Raw genomic sequence first — 17110 nt, 5'->3', positions numbered from 1 at the left:
CTCAGTGTTTGGCTAGTGCACTTTGTGCCAATGCGTTCTTGGAAAGCATGCTTATTTTCGGCAAAGCCGCTAACAACAGCGAGGCGGCCACGAGGTCTGCTCCGTCCCGGCATGACGAGCGACTGCAATAACCGGGACCGGAGAGCGATTATTTTTGGCCCGTCACTGATGGAGCTGTTGGCAAGTGCGAGACGTACCAGCGGGCAGTAGACGAATGTCGGCTTATGAGGGCGGAGCAGACGCCCGCAGTCATCGCCCAAACTGACGCGATTGACCCATTGCAGACTTGGGCGCACCCCTCGGGGAGCTGCCAACAGGTTTGGGAAATCGATGCTTCAACGCTCTTGTGCCGGACTGGCGTCAGCAGCCGGCGCGAGTTCTCGCTGCCAGGGCCAACGGCCCTCGATCTCGAGTACCAGGGTCCAGCTCAGGAACGTCCGGACAAGCACAAGACCGGCGAGGAGGCCCAGGCTCGCGAAGGTAAGCTCGATTGCAATTGTCTTGACGATGTCTGCTGCGACTAGCACTTCCAGGCCAAGCAGAAGCGAGCGCCCAATGCTAATTTTGTAGCTATCATAGCGAGACCTGATCTCACGCCGATAGACGAACCGGCTGGACCAAATGATCCCCGCGACAATGATGAGAACGCCAAAGATTTCAATGCCGACGCCGACGAGATGTATCCATTGGCTGGCCGTCGCATCGAACGAGGGCAAGGAATCGACGCCGTGATTCATGATCCGACCCCTATGCAGCGGTCAGTACGGCCGCCAAAGACGCCGTCTTCCCTGGAATGGCTTCCCCAGCATGAAATTCTTCGTACCGATTCTACTTTGTGAGTGCGTAAACGACCCACGGGTTGCGGCCCCGATCATTGATCGAAATCAAAGAGCCTCGGATCGCCGCATAGAAGCTGGCCAGGAAGGCGCGAATTCGCGTCCTCCCGGTGGTTGACTGCGGCGTTGCGACAGTCCGCTTGCCGTCTGTGAATGCAGCCAGCGGCCGCGCTCTTGCCAGGTCCGGGGAGGAAGCCGATGCAGCCATGGCTGATACCGACAATCTATGCAGCTGCGAGCATCACAGCCGGCTTCCTCCTGCCTCGCCTCGAGGCGAAATTTATCGCCAACAGCCTCAACCTTTCGACCTCCTCAGCGCAGGCCTATCTATCCGCGGTTGCATCGGGCATGATGGCGCTGACCGGCATCGTCTTTTCGATTGCCTTTGTCCTCGTTCAGTTCAATGCCATCGTTTATTCACCGCGCCTCGTAGTTTGGTTCGCGCGCGATCGGTGGCTGTTTCATTCGTTGGGCATGTTCGTCGCGACCTTCACGTACAGCCTCGCGACGCTGGCGTGGATCGATCGTTCCGGTATCGAAGGAGTGCCGTTGATCTCGGCGACCATTGTCGCGGTCATGCTGGTGGCGAGCGTACTGATGCTCTCGCAGCTTGTTCAACGCCTCAACAACCTTCAAATCACGCGCGTTCTGCAGGTCCTCGGAGATACCGGCAGGGATGTTATCCGCAGCACGTATGGGTCCCCGCAACGGTCCGGGGGCGGTCAGGGGGACGAAGGTCATTGCCAGAATCCGTCAGATGCTTTCGATCTCGTCGTCAGGCACAGCGAAACGCCGCAGGCGGTCACTTCGATCGACATCCAGCGGCTCGTCGCTTGCGCGCGCATGATAGACGGCGTCATCCTTTTGGAATGCGCGGTGGGCGACACCCTGCTCCTGGGGACCACGATCCTTCGTGTTCATGGCAAGGCCCCGGCTGACGTTGAGAAACAGTTGAGGGCAAGCGTTCATCTTGGTGAGCAACGGACATTCGAGCAGGACCCGAAATATGCCTTGAGGCTATTGGTTGACATCGCCATCAAGGCGCTTTCTCCCGCGATAAACGATCCGACGACCGCGGTGCAGGCGATCGACCAGATCGAAGATCTGCTGAGACGCTTGGCGACGTGCGACCTGGAGGCCTGCCGTGCGTTCGACGAGGATGGTATTCTGAGAGTGATCTATCAGATGCCGACCTGGGAAGATTACCTTGCGCTAGCGTTTGATGAGATCCGGCAGTTCGGATCTACCTCCATTCAGGTAATTCGGCGTCTGCGCGCAGCCTTGGTGGAGCTTGCTGGTTGCGTTGGTAGGGGGCGCGCGAGCCCCGTCCGTGCCTATCTCGATCATCTCGATTCCAGCATCGAGCGGTCCGGCTTCGATCCACAGGATCGCGTCGCCGCCCACATTGAGGATCGGCAGGGACTCGGCCTTTCGCATCGCCAGGAGGAGAGCAAGGCGAGTCCGGACCGGCTCGCGGACCAGATCGGGCGGACGACATCGTGACAACGATGACCCGCTCTTTCTCGACATCAAGGAACTAGGATGGTCGGTACTTGCGCCGCATATCGGCACAAGGGGCACCGCCGCACTCTGGGCACTTGATGGTCTGTCCGACTAACTACGGAATGTGTGGCCGGGCGCCGGCGCACGCCAAGTCGAACGAGGCGGCGGCGATTGCAGGATACTGCGAAAGAGCGTTCACCTGACGAGCCGTAGCTCACCTGCGGCTGTCCATTGCAATCGTCACACTTACTTTTCAAGAAAGGGAGGTCTGTTATGCAAATTTCTTCCGATCGGCCAGGCCTAACGCACGCCCAATTGCGAACTCCAAGAGCTGCCGCAATAGCCGGGGTTGCGTTCTCAATCTTGCTTTTTGCGGTATTTATGCTGATGCGGCATTCAGTGCCGCGCGATCCACTGGAGACTGGGGCGTGGCTGCACACCGGCGCTACCAACGTCGTGGTCGCCCTAAACCTCGTACCCTTTGCAGGAGTTGCCTTTCTCTGGTTTGTCGGCGCACTTCGGGACAAGCTTGGGCGGCGCGAGGATCAGTTTTTTGCGACCGTATTTCTCGGCAGCGCGCTCTTGCTTCTGGCGATGCTGTTTGCGGCTGCTGCCGTGGTGGGAGCGATCATACTTGCGTTTCACGCTGCTCCAGAAGTCTTGGTCAATTCCGCAACATTCCATTTCGGGCGTGGTCTGGCCTACGGAATGATCAACATCTACGTGGTGAAGACGGCATCCGTTTTCATGATCACGACCTCGACGATCGGCGTCTATACTGGCTTCACACCGCGCTGGTTGGCCCTGGGTGGTTATGCGGTTGCGGCCGCTCTTTTGATTGGCAGCTATTATTTCGACTGGAGCCTACTGGTGTTCCCGATTTGGGTGCTGTTGGTAAGCATCAGCATTCTGACGGACAAAAATGTGCCGAGAGCGTCAAGCTCGTGACCAGCCCTGCGGTCATCATCGTTTAGGATTGCCCGCGCTGCGACTGGCCCACGGCGAAGATCAGAGAATGTCGGCTGTTAGCCCGTAGCTGACCACCCCGCGAGCACCCCGATGTCTGTTGCTAGGCGGTGAACGGACAAAGCTCCTGCAAGATGCCGAGGTCAGCTTTTGACCCCCTAAGCGGTCGTATCCACGTGCCTTAGAGCAAACGAACTATCTAAATTCAGAATTGGTCAGCTTCGCTGTCTGCTTCGTGACAAATTCACAACAGCAAGCCACAAACTGTAATTGCGTTTGTTGTTCGCCACAATTGCGGTGATTTGCGCTTTCACCCTTTTCTTCTGGTCATTACTGGAGTCGCGTCTCCTCGAAGGAGGAACGATGAGTTCTGGAGACAGCATCAGGCGAGCCAACGTCGATACAAATGCGCAGGAGGTTCGCGCGACAAACGCGGCAAGATATTCAGGCCGTTTGCGCGTGGGCGAGGTCCGCGCGCATCTGGCGGCCACGACGGCAGTCGCGGCGCTGCTCGCGGCAACATCCGCACACGCGCAAGATGCGAATTGGCTGCGCACTCCCGGCTCGGGAAATTTCAACAGCGCCAGCAACTGGGACTCGGGCACGGTGCCGACCGGGACCGCGTTCTTCGGGCAGTCCAACACCAAGGACCTGACGTTCAACCCCCTTGCCGCAAACGGCCTCGGCGGATTTCTCTTCAATAATGCCTTAGCGGGGGCCTATTCGTTCAGTCTTGCTCCCTTGAGCAGCCTGACATTTACCGGCGCGGGCATCCAAAACTTTGCCGGGATCGGCGTGCAAATTACCAACAGCGGCAGCTTGACTTTTGCTGGCAGCAGCTCGGCGGGCAACGCTACGATCGCGAACAACTTTCAGTTACTTTTCACGAACAGCAGCACGGCTGGCGACGCCACTATCACTACGAACGGTATCACGACGTTTTCGGGCAACAGCACCGGCGGCAACGCGCAATTGATCACCAACGCTGGGGCGAACGTCACTTTTGAGTTCACGGCGGGGCCAAACGGCGACAATCAGATCACAGCCGGATCGATCGCGGGCGCCGGACAGTACATAATTCCCGGCAAAACACTGACAGTTGGCAGCAACGATCTATCGACCAACGTCAGCGGTGTGATCCTCGGCGCCGGCGGCTCGCTGGTCAAGACGGGCACCGGCACGTTGACGCTGTCAGGCACCAATACCTACACCGGCACAACGACGGTAAACGCCGGTGTGCTGTTGGTGGATGGTTCGATCGCATCATCGAGCCTCACCACCCTGAACTCGGGCGCTGTGCTGAACGGTAGCGGCACTGTAGGCCCGACGATGGTTAACGCCGGCGGCTTTCTCGTTCCCGGGCCCGTGGGAACGCCGGGCAGCATAAACGTCGCCGGCAGCCTCGCGTTTCAATCCGGCGCGTTCTACATCGTGCAGGTAAACCCCTCGACCGCGTCGACCACCAATGTAACCGGCACCGCTTCGCTCGCGGGGACAGTGGGGGCCGTTTTTGCACCTGGGAGTTATGTCTCGCGCCAATACACCATTTTGACGGCCGCCGGCGGCCTCAACGGCACAACCTTCGACGCGCTCGCCACCCCCGGCTTGCCGGCCGGCTTCGGGGCGCGACTGGCCTACGTCGGCAACGACGTAATACTTAACCTGAAGGCCCAGCTCGTTCCCGATACCAACCCGCCACAACCTATCATCCCACCCATACCGGGTGGACCGACACTGCCCCCGCCCCCGCCGACCTTCACCGGCAACCAGCTCAACGTGGGCCGCGCGATCGACAACTTCTTCAACAACGGCGGCGCGCTGCCGCCGGCTTTCGTGCCGCTCTTTGGCCTCGCCGGCAGCAATCTCACCACTGCCCTCGATCAGATTTCCGGCGAGGCTGCGACCGGCGCCCAGACAGTGGCTTTCCAGCTCGGCAGCCAGTTTCTCAACCTGATGCTCGATCCCTTCGTCGATGGCCGTTGCGGCGTTGGCCGCACTGACCAGCCGGGGCCCGACTTCAGGCCCGAATGCGAGCCGCGGCGGTCGGGGCCGGCCGGCGCGTATGCCTCGATGTACACCAAGGCCCCCCCCGGCGCCGGCGCCGATCTATGAGCCGCGCTGGACGGTTTGGGGCGGCGGCTATGGCGGGGGCAACAAGACCAGCGGCGATCCCGTGATCGGCAGCCATGATCTGTCGGCCCGCACCGCAGGGTTCGCGGGCGGCTTCGACTACCGCCTTGCGCCCAATTCCGTAGTGGGCTTTGCGATCGCCGGTGGCGGCACCAATTGGAGCCTGTCGCAGGGGCTTGGCGGTGGCAGAAGCGATGCCGTCCAGGCTGGCGTCTACGGTGCGACCCGCTGGGGCGCGGCCTATCTCGCCGCTGACTTCGCCTTCACCAATCACTGGATGTCAACCGACCGCTTCGCTTTTGGCGGCGACCATCTGACGGCTGACTTCAACGCGCAGAGCTACGGGGGACGACTGGAAGGCGGCTATCACTTCGAGACGCCGTATGTCGGAGTTGCGCCGTACGCGGCGATCCAGGCGCAGAGCTTCCACACGCCGAGCTACAGCGAGACCGGCACCATTCCCAACGGGTTTGCCCTCGCGTTTGGTTCGCGCGATGCGACCGACGCCAGAAGCGAGCTTGGTGCGCGCTTCGACCGGGCGCTCGCGCTTTATTCCAACGCCGTGCTGACGTTGCGCGGGCGGCTTGCGTGGGCGCATGACTGGGTGAGTGATCCCACCCTCATGCCGGTGTTCCAGGCGCTGCCGGGGGCGAGCTTCATCGTCAACGGGGCGGTCCCGGCGAAAGACAGTGCGCTCGCGTCGGTGGGTGCGGAGCTTCGGTTCGCGAACGGCATCAGCCTGCTCGCCAAGTTCGACGGCGATTTCGCCTCGCACTCATCCACCTACGCTGGCACCGGAATGCTTCGCTACAGCTGGTAACAACGGCCTCACCGTTTCTCAGGCAGCGACTTCAGCTTCTGGCCCCTTAGCTGACCTCGCTCCGGCCCTGGATGGTCTTGCGACCGCCGGGTTGCTAGAGCGGCCCAGCATCATTGAAGAGATCGGCTTCTCAGCGCGATCCTTTCCGATGCCGCTCGCCTTCGCACTCATTGCGCGCTCGACTTCGTTCGCCAGGATGTTGAGTTGGTCAGCGAGCTTCGCGAATAGTTCGCGCTTTACCTTATCGGTTGCCCCATCACTGATCGTCGCACACTCAACGGAGTCCGACCGAAACTTGTACCAGTGATCGATCATGTCCTTCAAAACGTCCCCCTCTCGATGAAGCCGAGGAAACCGCCGCAAAATCGGAAGTTCCTTGGAACGCGCGGAGAAGCCGCCTAAGCGACTAGTCTCGATATGTCTTGTCTTTCCGAGCCAATCATTTGCGAATTGAGGCAATGCGGGGGCTGGCTATACAATTTCAACTGCCGTCTCGTTCCCAGGCTTTGCCTGGTCATCGTCCAAACGCATAATCCGGCGCGGCGTTAAGCCCGATACGATAAGCCACACCTCGGGTTCGGTGCCTTCACCAATAACCACCGTAGCGTCCTGATCGGGAAGCGATTGCAGAGCTTGCACCAGTTCGCGAACTCTCATCTGCCGGCTCTCCCTCGGTCAGACGTCGCCTCAAATCATGGAAAAAATAATGGCAATTCCGGAACCTCGCAAACCCTCGCATAAAGCATCCATGGCCGCATGCTGCAGGTCCACGGACGGGTCTTGCGCCCATCTTAAGATGCGCGCGGCGGCCGTGCGGAGTTTGAGATAGATCAATGGCTGAATACGAGCGCAGGAAAGGCGGCCACGGTGAACACGCCCGCCGCAATCGCAACTACACGCTCTATAAGCTTGCTGCCCATACCCAACGCTACGTCAGGTTATGGCCGAATGCCTGTGCAGTTTGTGCCAAAACAGGATGACTGAGCCAGAAGCAAACGAGTCCGGCCTTTCCGCGCCAAGCCGCTGGGGATGGACCGCCGGCAGTTGCTCGGGCCCTATCGGTCACTCCCAATGCCTCTGCCCAACAGAAGGCGTGACCGATAGAAGAATTGATTAGCGGACGGAGAGCAAATTGCACCTCCGGAATATTACTTAGCTAAACTCAACCGAGTTGGCGCCGGGGGCACTGCCGAGGCGCAGCAACCCGGTGGCACTCGGATTGCTTTGCGACGACCGCGCCAAAGGCTCGCTACGGATCGCGCGGTCCTTTCCAGTCGATAAAGTCGTACACGCTCCACCAGCGATGAAGCGTGTGCTTGCACTCCGTGCAATCGAAACGGCCGGTTCCTGCGGCCGACCGCTTTATCTGGATTGCACTGTGGAGGGCACCACAAAACAAGCAACTAAAAAAGACGCGCATGGTCATCGATCCCCGGTCGAAGTGCACCCCGTGCGTCGGGCCAACTGGGTCGCCATAGTAAAAAGGGCAGTTTGTATCTTGGCAGTTCAGGCCAAATATTTGTGAGTTCGCGCCAACGAAGGTCGTTGGTCGCGATGCGGCGCGGTGGGCCCAGGGTGCAGTGAGTGCACACAATTCACAAAGGACAAAAGGCCCGGCTGGGCCGGGCCCCATTGCACGCCACTCGCGTCGGTGACTTGTGAGTTCAGAGGCCAAAGGACCAACCGATTGCGAGACGCTGGCTCACTGGCGAATCAGTACTGTAATTTGTCGACACAATTGAGGCCAACGACGGTCGTCCCCGAGCATCTCAAGCTCGGCACTATGCGGCAGTCACGGCCATGGCAGCGATCCCCACGGCTTATCCCTTCGGCGGCTGCAATTCCCCAGCAAACCACCTCGCGACCTCGGGCGACGTGATCGGATCGGCTTCCTCGCAATGCAAGCATGTCGGCCGGAGTGGGCCCGTGCCATCCGGTCGCGCTATCAGGACCAGCGGCTTGCCGCAACGCGCACAATTTAAGGTTTTGGATATCCCGCCCATCGCCTCATTATGGCGCGTGGAACCGGAGAGTCCAGATGTTGATGGCGATCTCCGCGACTGACACGCACACAAATTCGCGAACGCCTCATCAGGCTACCGCATCGTCCAGCTACCGTTCGGGCAGCGCGCGATCTGCGTCGCATCCCCTCGGCTGCCAAGAGCACCTGGGCGCGCGCAGGCGCGGCATGCACCTGCGGCAGGTCCGTGCCGGCGAGCGGCGGCACGGTTTTCGGCAACGAATACTTTCCTGACCTCTCGGCGAGCAGGAAGTCGATCCGTGTCCGACTCAAGCGCACGTGCCGAATGCGGCCGGTGCTGGCAGGCAACGACATCAGATGCTCATTTGATCCGGTCTGATCAGGCTGCGAACCGCAGGTCAGAACGTTTAGCGACCTTCACGGTCAGCCTGCCGATGATGCGCCGCAGATCGGCTGCGACGCCGTCCAGTACCGCGCGCTTTTCTTTCATCCGCTTACTGTGATCGTAGACCTTGCCGGTGACGGTCGGCACGATCTGTTCGACCTTCCTGCTCGCGGCGTGATCGAGGCACTTCGCGATCCAAGCGTCGTCAAAGCCCAGATCGCCAGCTAAGGTCGCCGCCGTCCGCCGGAGGTCGTGGGGTGTGAATCAGGCCGAGCAGCTCGCAAAGTCCGGCGGTCTTGGTCTTATCCTTGTTCTTCTCGTGCTTGGTGCCGCGCAGCGCGTCGGCCATCGCCTTGCGGTGGATCGGCTGGCCCTTATACATGGGGCTCGCGAACACAAACTGCTGGTTATCCGACGCGAGCGCTTCCTTGATGATCTCGACCGCCAGATCAGACAGCGGTTGCTGGATGACCCGCCGCTTCTTGACCCGCTTGAGCGGTACGTCGAAGCGCGGATGTTCGCCGTCTAGTTCGAAAAGTTCGTCGCGGCGCGCACCAAGCAGCTCACGTGACCGCAGCATGGTGACCAGCTCAAGCGGTTTTAGCAAGTGGTGTATGGGCCAAACGCCGTCGGCAGATCACGCCTGGGTGCTCCTGATCGGAGGACCCAGAAGATGCCATTCAGGACCCGTCTGTCGTTCACCCGAGGAACGCCACGCGGCTTGTTCGGCAGCATCGGCTTGATGGCGCTCCATTCATGGTCGGCGAGTTCGCAGCGCATGATTCGAGCCCCAGTTCGGGAGTATGAATCACGGCAGTCCGGCCAAACGCAACGCTCCTGGCCCGCTCTTGGTACGGCGCTTACGGACAGGAGCGGACATCAACCAGTCCTCAATCTCTGCCAAATGCGTCGAAAATGACCCAGACCGGACTTCGACGCCAAGTCCTGCTGCCGTTGATCTGCGTCAAGGTCAAACAACTTCTGGCACTCAGGTTAGGTTCAGCCGCGCTTGAGGCGGCTCCAGTCACGTTCGCAAGTGCGATGAGGAGGATGACCATGCATCAGCGAAAGGGTCTCTCGACCAAATCAGTGACAGTTACGGGGATTGCAGCCAGCATCCTGTTGGGGCTCGCAGGTGTCACGCTCAGCGCGGCACCGGCCCAGGCAGTGATCTACTGCACGTATGTTGGCTATCCGACAGGCTGCGTCGCACGGGCTGGCGTAGTGCTCCGGCCTCGCCCGGTGGCGCGAGCAGCGGTCCGGCACAATGCCGGTGGCAATTTGAACGGGGGCGTCAATCGCGTTGGCGTGCGGCGGTAGAGACTGTTCTGCGGGTCACGAGCCCCTCGGCGGCATCGGTCCGCAAGTTCGTGGCTCGCTACGTCCAAAGACGGAGCTGAGGAACGCGGTCATCCGTGGTCTCCTTCAACAAAATTGGACAAGGCTGACGGGAGTGGCGAGGTCGGTAACGCCGACTTGGTACGTTACGTTCGAGCGCAAGCGCGGTGTTCTGCCCAAGCAGCGGAGCCCCCGCAAGACGAAGACTTTTGCAACCGAAGCAGAGGCCAAGGCGTTCACGCGGTTGTTGCTCGAAGAAGGCTTGACGATCTTCGCAGGCACGATCAATCCACACTTGCCCAAACGGCTCATTCCGTCTTCAGGCATCCATTCTTGGCTTGAGGACGAACCGGAGTAAGAGCGATGGCTAAGCGGCCTGATCACGAGCGCTGCATCGGGGCATTCAGTCGCTGCACGTCAGCCCACGATCAGCAGGCCCAGCGACTACAGCGGCATCAGAGCGCATAAGGGTACGCAACGGCGGGGCTTATCGCGCGTACCCCGCACAATTCACCCGAGGACCCCAGGCCCGATTGCAGAAGGCCCGCTGTCCCTTGACGGTCCCCGGGGGCGTGCCCGCATAACGGCGGCATGTCCGCTCTTAGGGGTGACGCGGACCTTGGGCAAGCAACTCCAGTATGCCGCCTCTTGACCCGAAGCGGACCGGAGGGACCGCCTTATTGGCGCGTTATTAGCGCGACAACGAACCCAAGCAGTGTGAGTAGAATGGTGAGGGGATAGAGCTGAACGAGCTTCGTCCTAAGCGGAATGGGTGTTTCGAAATTGTCGAGGTCGAACCTAAATGGGATTTCAGAGAAGTGTAGCCCGAAGTCCAGCTCGAATTTCCTGCAAGTATAAGCCAACAGGTCGTTTATGAGAAAATAGAACTCAATGAAGATGATCGTGGGCAGGAGGTACAGCCCTGTCGCAGAACTCAGTATTTGAAACGTCCTGCTCCATTGCATCCCCAAGATGCCAGCTAAGACGCTGGTCAAGAGCACTGTGGTCAGGATTGCGGCGGAGACCGCCACTAGAGCAATTTTGAGCAGCGTTCTCATGCGAACGTCCCTCATTCGAAGGGGCAGCATCTAACTGGCCTTGCGGGTTTCGTCTTCGAACCGCGGACGACTGAGATGCCTTGTGAGGCGCCCTTCTGCGCCCCATCCGTACCGTTTAGCCAGCGGGACAAACAGAAGACAGGCGAGGTTCAACGCAATCAGCCCGATCAACAGATAGAGGCCAAAGAACACGTAAATGCAGGACGTGCCCCCGACGATGAGGACAAGCAAAACGGTGGAACGAATGCTGAAGCGGGACATGCTCGCGAGAGTAGCACAAGGCCCTCTCAGTCACCGACTCTCCGAGAATAAGGTTTGCGGACCGTTTAAGTCTGCAGTTGGCCCATCGCGACATGTTGCGCTGCCGCCCGAAGTCGGTCGCTATGGGGGCAAAGCAGACATTGCTTTAGTGGCATCACGCCGCCGGGTTTATGGGTACACGGCCTAGACTTCCGCTGTTAGATTTGCCCGCGCTGCGGACCTTGGTCGCCGTGGGGTATAGCGCCAGCCCCCTGTGGCAATTGCCTGACCGAACATATCGCGGTCGACGCCGAGCGTCACCGAACGGCGTCAGGCAGCAAAGCCCCGACGGCATTTTATCTCCCCTTTTGTGCCGCTTTGCGGTCACTATTGAAAACCGCGTTGTTGCGTGCCGGGTACAGGTCGGAGGCCCCCTCAAGAACTACAGTTTGCGATGGAATGACCAACTTTTCATGGATCTAAGATATTCGCGGCTGAATGCACTTGCGCGCGATGATCGGGTCGGGTCGATTTGGTGGGGGATTCAGTGCTTGTAACAAGTCATGCCCGCCCTTTTCGTCGCAGCAGTATCCAATGGGCTGTTATTGCCACCCTTGCGGTGATCCTGCCCAGCTGCGCCACCCGGCCTGGCCCAGAGGTGTTGACCCCGGTTGCGATCGCGGCTGGCGCCAAGACCTTGCAGGTCTACGTGGCAACCACCCGCGAACGGCAAAGTCCGTCAGAAAACGTGTTCACGGCGAACCGTGCGAACGCACTCAACTTTGCAAAATTTGTCATATCGGTCCCGCCGAACCACAAGCCCGGCGAAATCGAGATGCCGACCGATCCTTCCGATCCGCGAACCAGCTTTGCAGTCTTGGATCAGGCCGTGATGAGCGAAGCCGATTTCCATCAGGCCGTCGCCCCGCAAAGGGCCGACCGACGCAAGAAGCAGAAAGTTTTTGTTTTCGTGCACGGGTTCAATAATAACTTCCAAGAGTCCCTGTTCCGGATGGCCCAGTTGCAGGCCGATGCCAAAATTGACGGGATACCGATCCTATTCTCGTGGCCGTCACAAGCCCAAGTCGCTGCCTATGCAACGGACCAGGACGCGGCGAGCTACTCGCGCGATTATTTGATGACGTTGCTAACGATGCTGACCCGTAGTCCCGAAGTCGGAGACATTCTCGTCGTCGGCCACAGCATGGGCGCTATGTTGACCGCGGACGCGTTGCAGCAGCTTCGTGCCGAAGGAAAGAATCAAGTGATCGCGCGGTTGGGTCGTGTCGTGTTGGCGGCTCCCGACATCAACGCGCAGACATTCCGCGCCCAGGTACAAGATATCGGACCGCTTAAGCCGCCTTTGCTGGTGCTGGTCTCCAAGGATGATGGTGCACTTCAACTGTCTAGTTTTCTAAGCGGCGGCGGGGTTCCTCGCACAGGAGCCTTGGATGTCAACAACCCGATTGTGCAGGAGGCGGCTTTAAAGGCCAAAGTGCAGGTTGTCGACATTTCTCAACTCGAATCGCGTGACGGCATGAAACATGACCAGTTCGTCAGCGTTGCCGTGCTCTATTCGCGAATGCAGCAAACGATGCCTAACCGAACCTCGGCTGGTACGTTTGTCTTGAACGGAGACAGCGCCACGCTCCAACCGGTAGCCAGCGGAAGACAGGCGCTTGCTCAGTGAACGCCTACGCAAAGTTAGCGTGCAAGTTGGGCATGGTTTGGCAACTTGCGTTGGAGAGACACCACAAGGCGGTCATGCCGTTTCAGTAGCGGCGCTAGTTAGGACCCGTTTCGTCCCTTTGAACCGCAGGGCGATGTTGCCTGCTGGTCCTTCGCGACATGTTGCGCCGCCGTGCGATCTTGGTCGCTGACGGGGGTAAAGCGGAAGTCGAGGGGTGGCCCACTCGTTGTAGGCGGCAAACCCTGAGCCACCGCGCCAACGGCGGCGAACACCGTCGCGATGGCGACGATCACCGCTACCGCTTCCTGTCGCCGCGTCAGATCGAGTGGCCGCCGGATTTCGACCGGCTTGCCGTGCCAATGAAGTTCGCCCTTCGCGTCAATCCTGAGCGCTCCGGTCTCGGCTATCGAAATCGATCTGATGCCCTTGGGCCACGTCGATTGGTCGAGCGGCCGGTGTGGCACGTCCTTCAGTTCTTGCTCGCGATCGGCAATTGGATGCCCCAGCCACGCGAGAAGGGGAGCGCCATTCGGTTGCTGGCTAAGGTTGTTTTCCTATACCACAGGCTCGCGGGCGAGCGGCAGCGTCGCGACGGACGGCAGGCGTCGAGCCCCGCATCGCGTAGGAAGGTCGTAGAGAGGTCCGGCGGAAGGGGCTAAGGCGAAGCGCCCCCCATCAACTTAAAATGCCCGAGCCGTTGGGGGGTGCACGACGGGGTGCGTTAAGCAGAGTAGCGTAGGCCGCTCGCTGGCTTATGTTCTGGACGCGCATGATGTCTGGGCCCCCGGCCGAGGATGAAGGCTTGGGCCGGGGGCTGCTCCGACCTCTTCATAACGCTCAACGGACGTCGATGTGTTTCGCCGTTCAGATGCCAACGGGAATCGCGACACGGATGTGAACACCTCACTCGCGCGGCATTGATCCATTTTCACTTTTTTTGCCTATTGACTCCCCTGCGCAGGGAAAAGCGAAGGTCGCCGGGAGGGCACCGGCCAGATCCTCATCGGATGACGCAGCTCGTCAGGCCGCGAGCAGTGGCCTTCCCCTGTTCGGAGGCCTTTGGGGCTGGCGCACCGATGATCCGCCTCAGCTCGGCGGCGACCCCATCCAGCACCGCGCGCTTCTCCTTCATCCGCTTGCTGTGATTGTAGACCTTGCCCGTTACGGTGGGCACGATCTGCTCGGCTTTCTTGCTCGCGGCATGATCGAGGCATTTCGCGATCCATGCGTCGTCGAAGCCGAGATCGCCAGCCAGAGTCGCTGCCGTCCGGCGCAGATCGTGTGGCGTGAACGGCTTGAGGCCGAACAGCTCGCAAAGACCGGCGGTCTTGGTCTTGTCTTTGTTCGTTTCGTACTTCGTACCGCGAAGCGCGTCGGCCATTGCCTTGCGGTGAATTGGCTGGCCTTTGTACATGGGGCTCTCGAATACGAACTGCTGAGTATCCGAGGTCAGCGCCTCTTTGATGATCTCGACCGCCAGGTCAGACAGCGGCTGCTGGATCGCCCGCCGCTTCTTGACCCTCTTCAGCGGCACATCGAAGCGCGGGTGGTCGCCGTCGAGGTCAAACAGCTCGTCCCGATGCGCACCAAGCAGTTCACGTGAGCGCAGCATGGTGACCAACTCGAACTTGAGTGCGAGGCGGGTCTTTCGGTCCCACGGCAGATCCTGCCGGTCCAGACCATGCCAGAACGTCCTGATCTCATCCTCCGTTAGGACGCGGGTGCGGGGATGCTCCGGATCGAGCTTCGGCAGGTTGACGCAGGGGCTGGCCGTCACGTAGTCGCGGCCGGCCTCCGCCGCCCAGTTGAACAGGCCCGAGGCCGCCTTGCGCATATGGCGCGCGTTGCTGACCGAGGGCTTCCCGAACTTGCCCGCAACGATGTCGTTCGAGAGCGTGGCGATGTCGTGCTTGGTGACCTCCATGGCCAGCTTCTTGCCGAGGCGGGGGCGGATGAACCGGTCGAGGTGGCTCGCGGTGTTCTCCCAGCTTTCCAGGCGGGGCCGCATCTCGCCGTCCGGCTTTTTGACCGGCGCCTTCATCCACCTGATTCGCTCGTCGATGATCTCGGCGACGGTCTTGCCACGCTTGGCCTTTGCAGCTTTCTGGTCCCGGAAGGTCTCGGCGAGTGCCTCGCCGCCCATGCCCTTGAGGCCGTAGACCTTGGCTCGGGCGTCCTCGACCGTGAAGGTCTCCGGATTGTAGACACCCAGCCAGCCGGTGCGCTGCTTGCCAGTCTGCCTGTCGGTGAACTTGAAGGAGAAGGTCGCAACACCCGCCGAGGTGATGCTGACGTACAGGCCAGGGCATTTCCGGTCGTAGAGCTTGGTCCGTTTAGTGATCCGCTTCTCACACAGGCGGTCGGTCAAAATGACGCTGCTATTGCGGCCCCGCTTGCCGGCGGGGGAGGGGACAATGCTACTATCCATGTGGTTTCGGCTCCTAAGGCTTGGGACCAAAGGGCTCGGCTTTGAGACTTTCAGTTTGTTCGTGCGGACGCTGAAAGGCTTAGGGCCGGGCCCTTATTTTGGTGAAGCCCGCTGAAACAGCCCGCATCAGGCTAGTCGAAAAGCACTTGTTTTAAAGGGTTTTCTTAGTTTCGGCGTGTTTCACCGAGTGCCAAAATATAGACGTGTGGTCCTGGCCGTCGTCGCTACGGTCAAGTGCTTGCGGATGCGGCAGTCGCGTCAACCGGCGCGGTGCTGGTGACTTTCGCAAGCGTGAGGGAGGCCAGAAGGAACTCGGCTCCCGGGAGAGCACGGCATAAGCCGTCCAACCATCGCGCAGGGAAGGCCGAGTGATTGGCACCACCTGTATGCTGCTGTGCGGTTTCCTTGCGCTACCTTTCGCGCAGCGGACCGCGGGTGCGAGGTCAGCACCCGGCCTTCCCTGCGCCCTCTTGGCTTCGAGGGTGGAGTGAGCAAGCAAAGCTCGGGCGAAATGCGCCGCGAGGACGCGAAGGTGTGTCTGAGGGGCCGTAGCAACGTCGTAGCAAGGATGGGTAGAGAACTTGCGAAACCCATCATGTTTCCGCGTTGATGAGAGAGGATGGGTTTCGCTTCCGCCTTCGCCCTTCCGCCTTCGTCCTTCGGCGGACAGGTCGCTCCACCTATCCTACGCGTGCATGTCTGAGAACTGCAGTACATCTCCTTGCTCCGTCATTGCGAGCGCAGCGACTTGTCCGCCGAAGCTTGGTCAGCGCGTCCGGGAGAGCGGAGAAAACGAGCGTGTTTCAAAGAACGATGCTGTTGAGAAACTTTACGCAAGCGCCGGCGATCGCATCCGCGCGAAACTTGCGCGTTCCATCACGTCGCAAATTCCCGCCTCATCCCTGGCTCGCCATGCGCGCGCGGTCGAGATGCTCCTCGATCTTCGGGCGGTCGCGGGTGCGCTCGAAACTGGTGCAGAGGAGTTCGGTCTCCTCGAGGGAAACCGGGGCGCGGTACAGCCGGCACATGAATTCGGCGCTCGCGCGTCCCTTGCCCGTGCCGGGACTGCGTTCGGCGAGGAACATGCAGTCGCGGCAGATACTGGCATCGAGCCGCTGATGGGCCGCGTCGAGGTGATTGAGGATCTCGCGCAGCGAGTCGCGCAGCCTGATGCATTCGTCGGTGCCGAGAGACGTGACCGCGTTCACAACGTGATTGATCGGGTCGTGCTGGCTCAGGCATTTCTCGCCTTGCGCGGTGAGGTGGAGCACGACGGACCGCTTGTCCTCGTGCGACGGCTTTCGCACCAGGAAGGACTTGGCTTCCAGCGTCTTCACGATCTGCGATGCCGTGGCGCGGGTCGCGCCGATGAAGCCGGCCAGCGCGGACGGCGTGCGCGAGAACCTGTTGGCACGGTGAAGAAACCGAAGCGCCATCCATTCCCGGTCGCGTAACCCGTGCTGATTGCCTTCAAAATACCAGGCTCTGGCCGCCTGAACCAGCAGCTCGACGGCCTCGCGTGCCAACGGCATGAATTCCTACCTTGCCCCGGGTATCACGTCTGCGGCGCCCCGGAGCCGCCTTCCGTCGTTGCGCACGAGTCCTTCGCGAGAAGCCGTACCAACCACAATATCCGACACATACGCACGGCCCGGCTCTCGCGCGAAAGCACGGACCGTTCTGCCACCGGCCTCGACAGATGGACCCTGCGAGATACGGCGCGAGAAGCTGTGTC

At 60.4% G+C, this 17110-nt stretch carries 14 protein-coding genes and 1 pseudogene; 6 read left to right on the top strand and 9 right to left on the bottom strand.

The window, feature by feature from the left end:
* Positions 1-335: 335 nt before the first annotated feature.
* Positions 336-737 (bottom strand): DUF1622 domain-containing protein, encoded by a 402-nt coding sequence (locus AC5ZFO_RS39970; protein ID WP_496123555.1) that lies wholly within the window; start codon positions 735-737, stop codon positions 336-338.
* A gap of 297 nt (positions 738-1034) precedes the next feature.
* Here AC5ZFO_RS39970 and AC5ZFO_RS39965 point away from each other — a divergent pair, with 297 nt between their 5' ends.
* The 4 genes from AC5ZFO_RS39965 (at position 1035) to AC5ZFO_RS39950 (ending at position 6255) form a co-directional block, all read left to right on the top strand.
* Positions 1035-2339, top strand: coding sequence for a DUF2254 domain-containing protein (locus tag AC5ZFO_RS39965; protein ID WP_496123554.1), 1305 nt, complete (start codon positions 1035-1037; stop codon positions 2337-2339).
* Between the two features lie 273 nt (positions 2340-2612).
* On the top strand, positions 2613-3287 hold the full coding sequence (locus tag AC5ZFO_RS39960; RefSeq protein ID WP_496123553.1) for a hypothetical protein: 675 nt from the start codon (positions 2613-2615) through the stop codon (positions 3285-3287).
* Positions 3288-3668: 381 nt separating this feature from the next.
* Positions 3669-5417 carry an autotransporter-associated beta strand repeat-containing protein gene (locus AC5ZFO_RS39955; RefSeq protein WP_496123552.1) on the top strand — a complete coding sequence of 583 codons (1749 nt, stop codon included), beginning with the start codon at positions 3669-3671 and terminating at the stop codon, positions 5415-5417.
* Complete coding sequence (locus AC5ZFO_RS39950) at positions 5368-6255, top strand: autotransporter outer membrane beta-barrel domain-containing protein (RefSeq protein ID WP_496123551.1); 888 nt, start codon at positions 5368-5370, stop codon at positions 6253-6255. Before AC5ZFO_RS39955 ends, AC5ZFO_RS39950 begins: the two co-directional genes overlap by 50 nt.
* A gap of 18 nt (positions 6256-6273) precedes the next feature.
* On the opposite strand, the gene AC5ZFO_RS39945 is transcribed toward AC5ZFO_RS39950, so the two are convergent.
* The 5 genes and pseudogenes from AC5ZFO_RS39945 to AC5ZFO_RS39925 all read right to left on the bottom strand — a co-directional run.
* The gene (locus tag AC5ZFO_RS39945; RefSeq protein WP_496123550.1) at positions 6274-6579 is read right to left on the bottom strand and encodes a hypothetical protein; all 306 of its coding nucleotides are present in this window, start codon (positions 6577-6579) and stop codon (positions 6274-6276) included.
* 147 nt (positions 6580-6726) lie between these two features.
* Positions 6727-6912, bottom strand: coding sequence for a hypothetical protein (locus AC5ZFO_RS39940; RefSeq protein ID WP_496123549.1), 186 nt, complete (start codon positions 6910-6912; stop codon positions 6727-6729).
* 1703 nt (positions 6913-8615) lie between these two features.
* Positions 8616-8768, bottom strand: a complete 153-nt coding sequence (locus AC5ZFO_RS39935; protein WP_496123548.1) for a hypothetical protein — start codon at positions 8766-8768, stop codon at positions 8616-8618.
* 58 nt (positions 8769-8826) lie between these two features.
* Positions 8827-9201 carry a site-specific integrase gene (locus tag AC5ZFO_RS39930; RefSeq protein WP_496123547.1) on the bottom strand — a complete coding sequence of 125 codons (375 nt, stop codon included), beginning with the start codon at positions 9199-9201 and terminating at the stop codon, positions 8827-8829.
* A gap of 23 nt (positions 9202-9224) precedes the next feature.
* Positions 9225-9401 (bottom strand): annotated as a pseudogene (locus tag AC5ZFO_RS39925) (transposase); the annotation flags it as partial.
* 276 nt (positions 9402-9677) lie between these two features.
* On the opposite strand from AC5ZFO_RS39925, the gene AC5ZFO_RS39920 reads away from it, so the two are divergent.
* A complete protein-coding gene (locus tag AC5ZFO_RS39920; protein WP_496123546.1) occupies positions 9678-9941 on the top strand; it encodes a hypothetical protein in 264 nt (87 codons plus the stop codon).
* A 695-nt stretch (positions 9942-10636) separates the two neighbouring features.
* On the opposite strand, the gene AC5ZFO_RS39915 is transcribed toward AC5ZFO_RS39920, so the two are convergent.
* A complete protein-coding gene (locus tag AC5ZFO_RS39915) occupies positions 10637-11017 on the bottom strand; it encodes a hypothetical protein (protein WP_496123545.1) in 381 nt (126 codons plus the stop codon).
* A gap of 898 nt (positions 11018-11915) precedes the next feature.
* Between AC5ZFO_RS39915 and AC5ZFO_RS39910 the strand changes: the two genes are divergently transcribed.
* Positions 11916-12947 carry an alpha/beta hydrolase gene (locus AC5ZFO_RS39910; RefSeq protein ID WP_496123586.1) on the top strand — a complete coding sequence of 344 codons (1032 nt, stop codon included), beginning with the start codon at positions 11916-11918 and terminating at the stop codon, positions 12945-12947.
* 1000 nt (positions 12948-13947) lie between these two features.
* On the opposite strand, the gene AC5ZFO_RS39905 is transcribed toward AC5ZFO_RS39910, so the two are convergent.
* Positions 13948-15375 (bottom strand): tyrosine-type recombinase/integrase, encoded by a 1428-nt coding sequence (locus AC5ZFO_RS39905; RefSeq protein ID WP_496123544.1) that lies wholly within the window; start codon positions 15373-15375, stop codon positions 13948-13950.
* 896 nt (positions 15376-16271) lie between these two features.
* A complete protein-coding gene (locus AC5ZFO_RS39900; protein ID WP_496123543.1) occupies positions 16272-16907 on the bottom strand; it encodes a MarR family winged helix-turn-helix transcriptional regulator in 636 nt (211 codons plus the stop codon).
* Between the last annotated feature and the right edge of the window lie 203 nt (positions 16908-17110).

Source organism: Bradyrhizobium sp. Unk1 (assembly GCF_059512345.1).
This window is presented reverse-complemented; position numbering and strand designations above follow the sequence as displayed.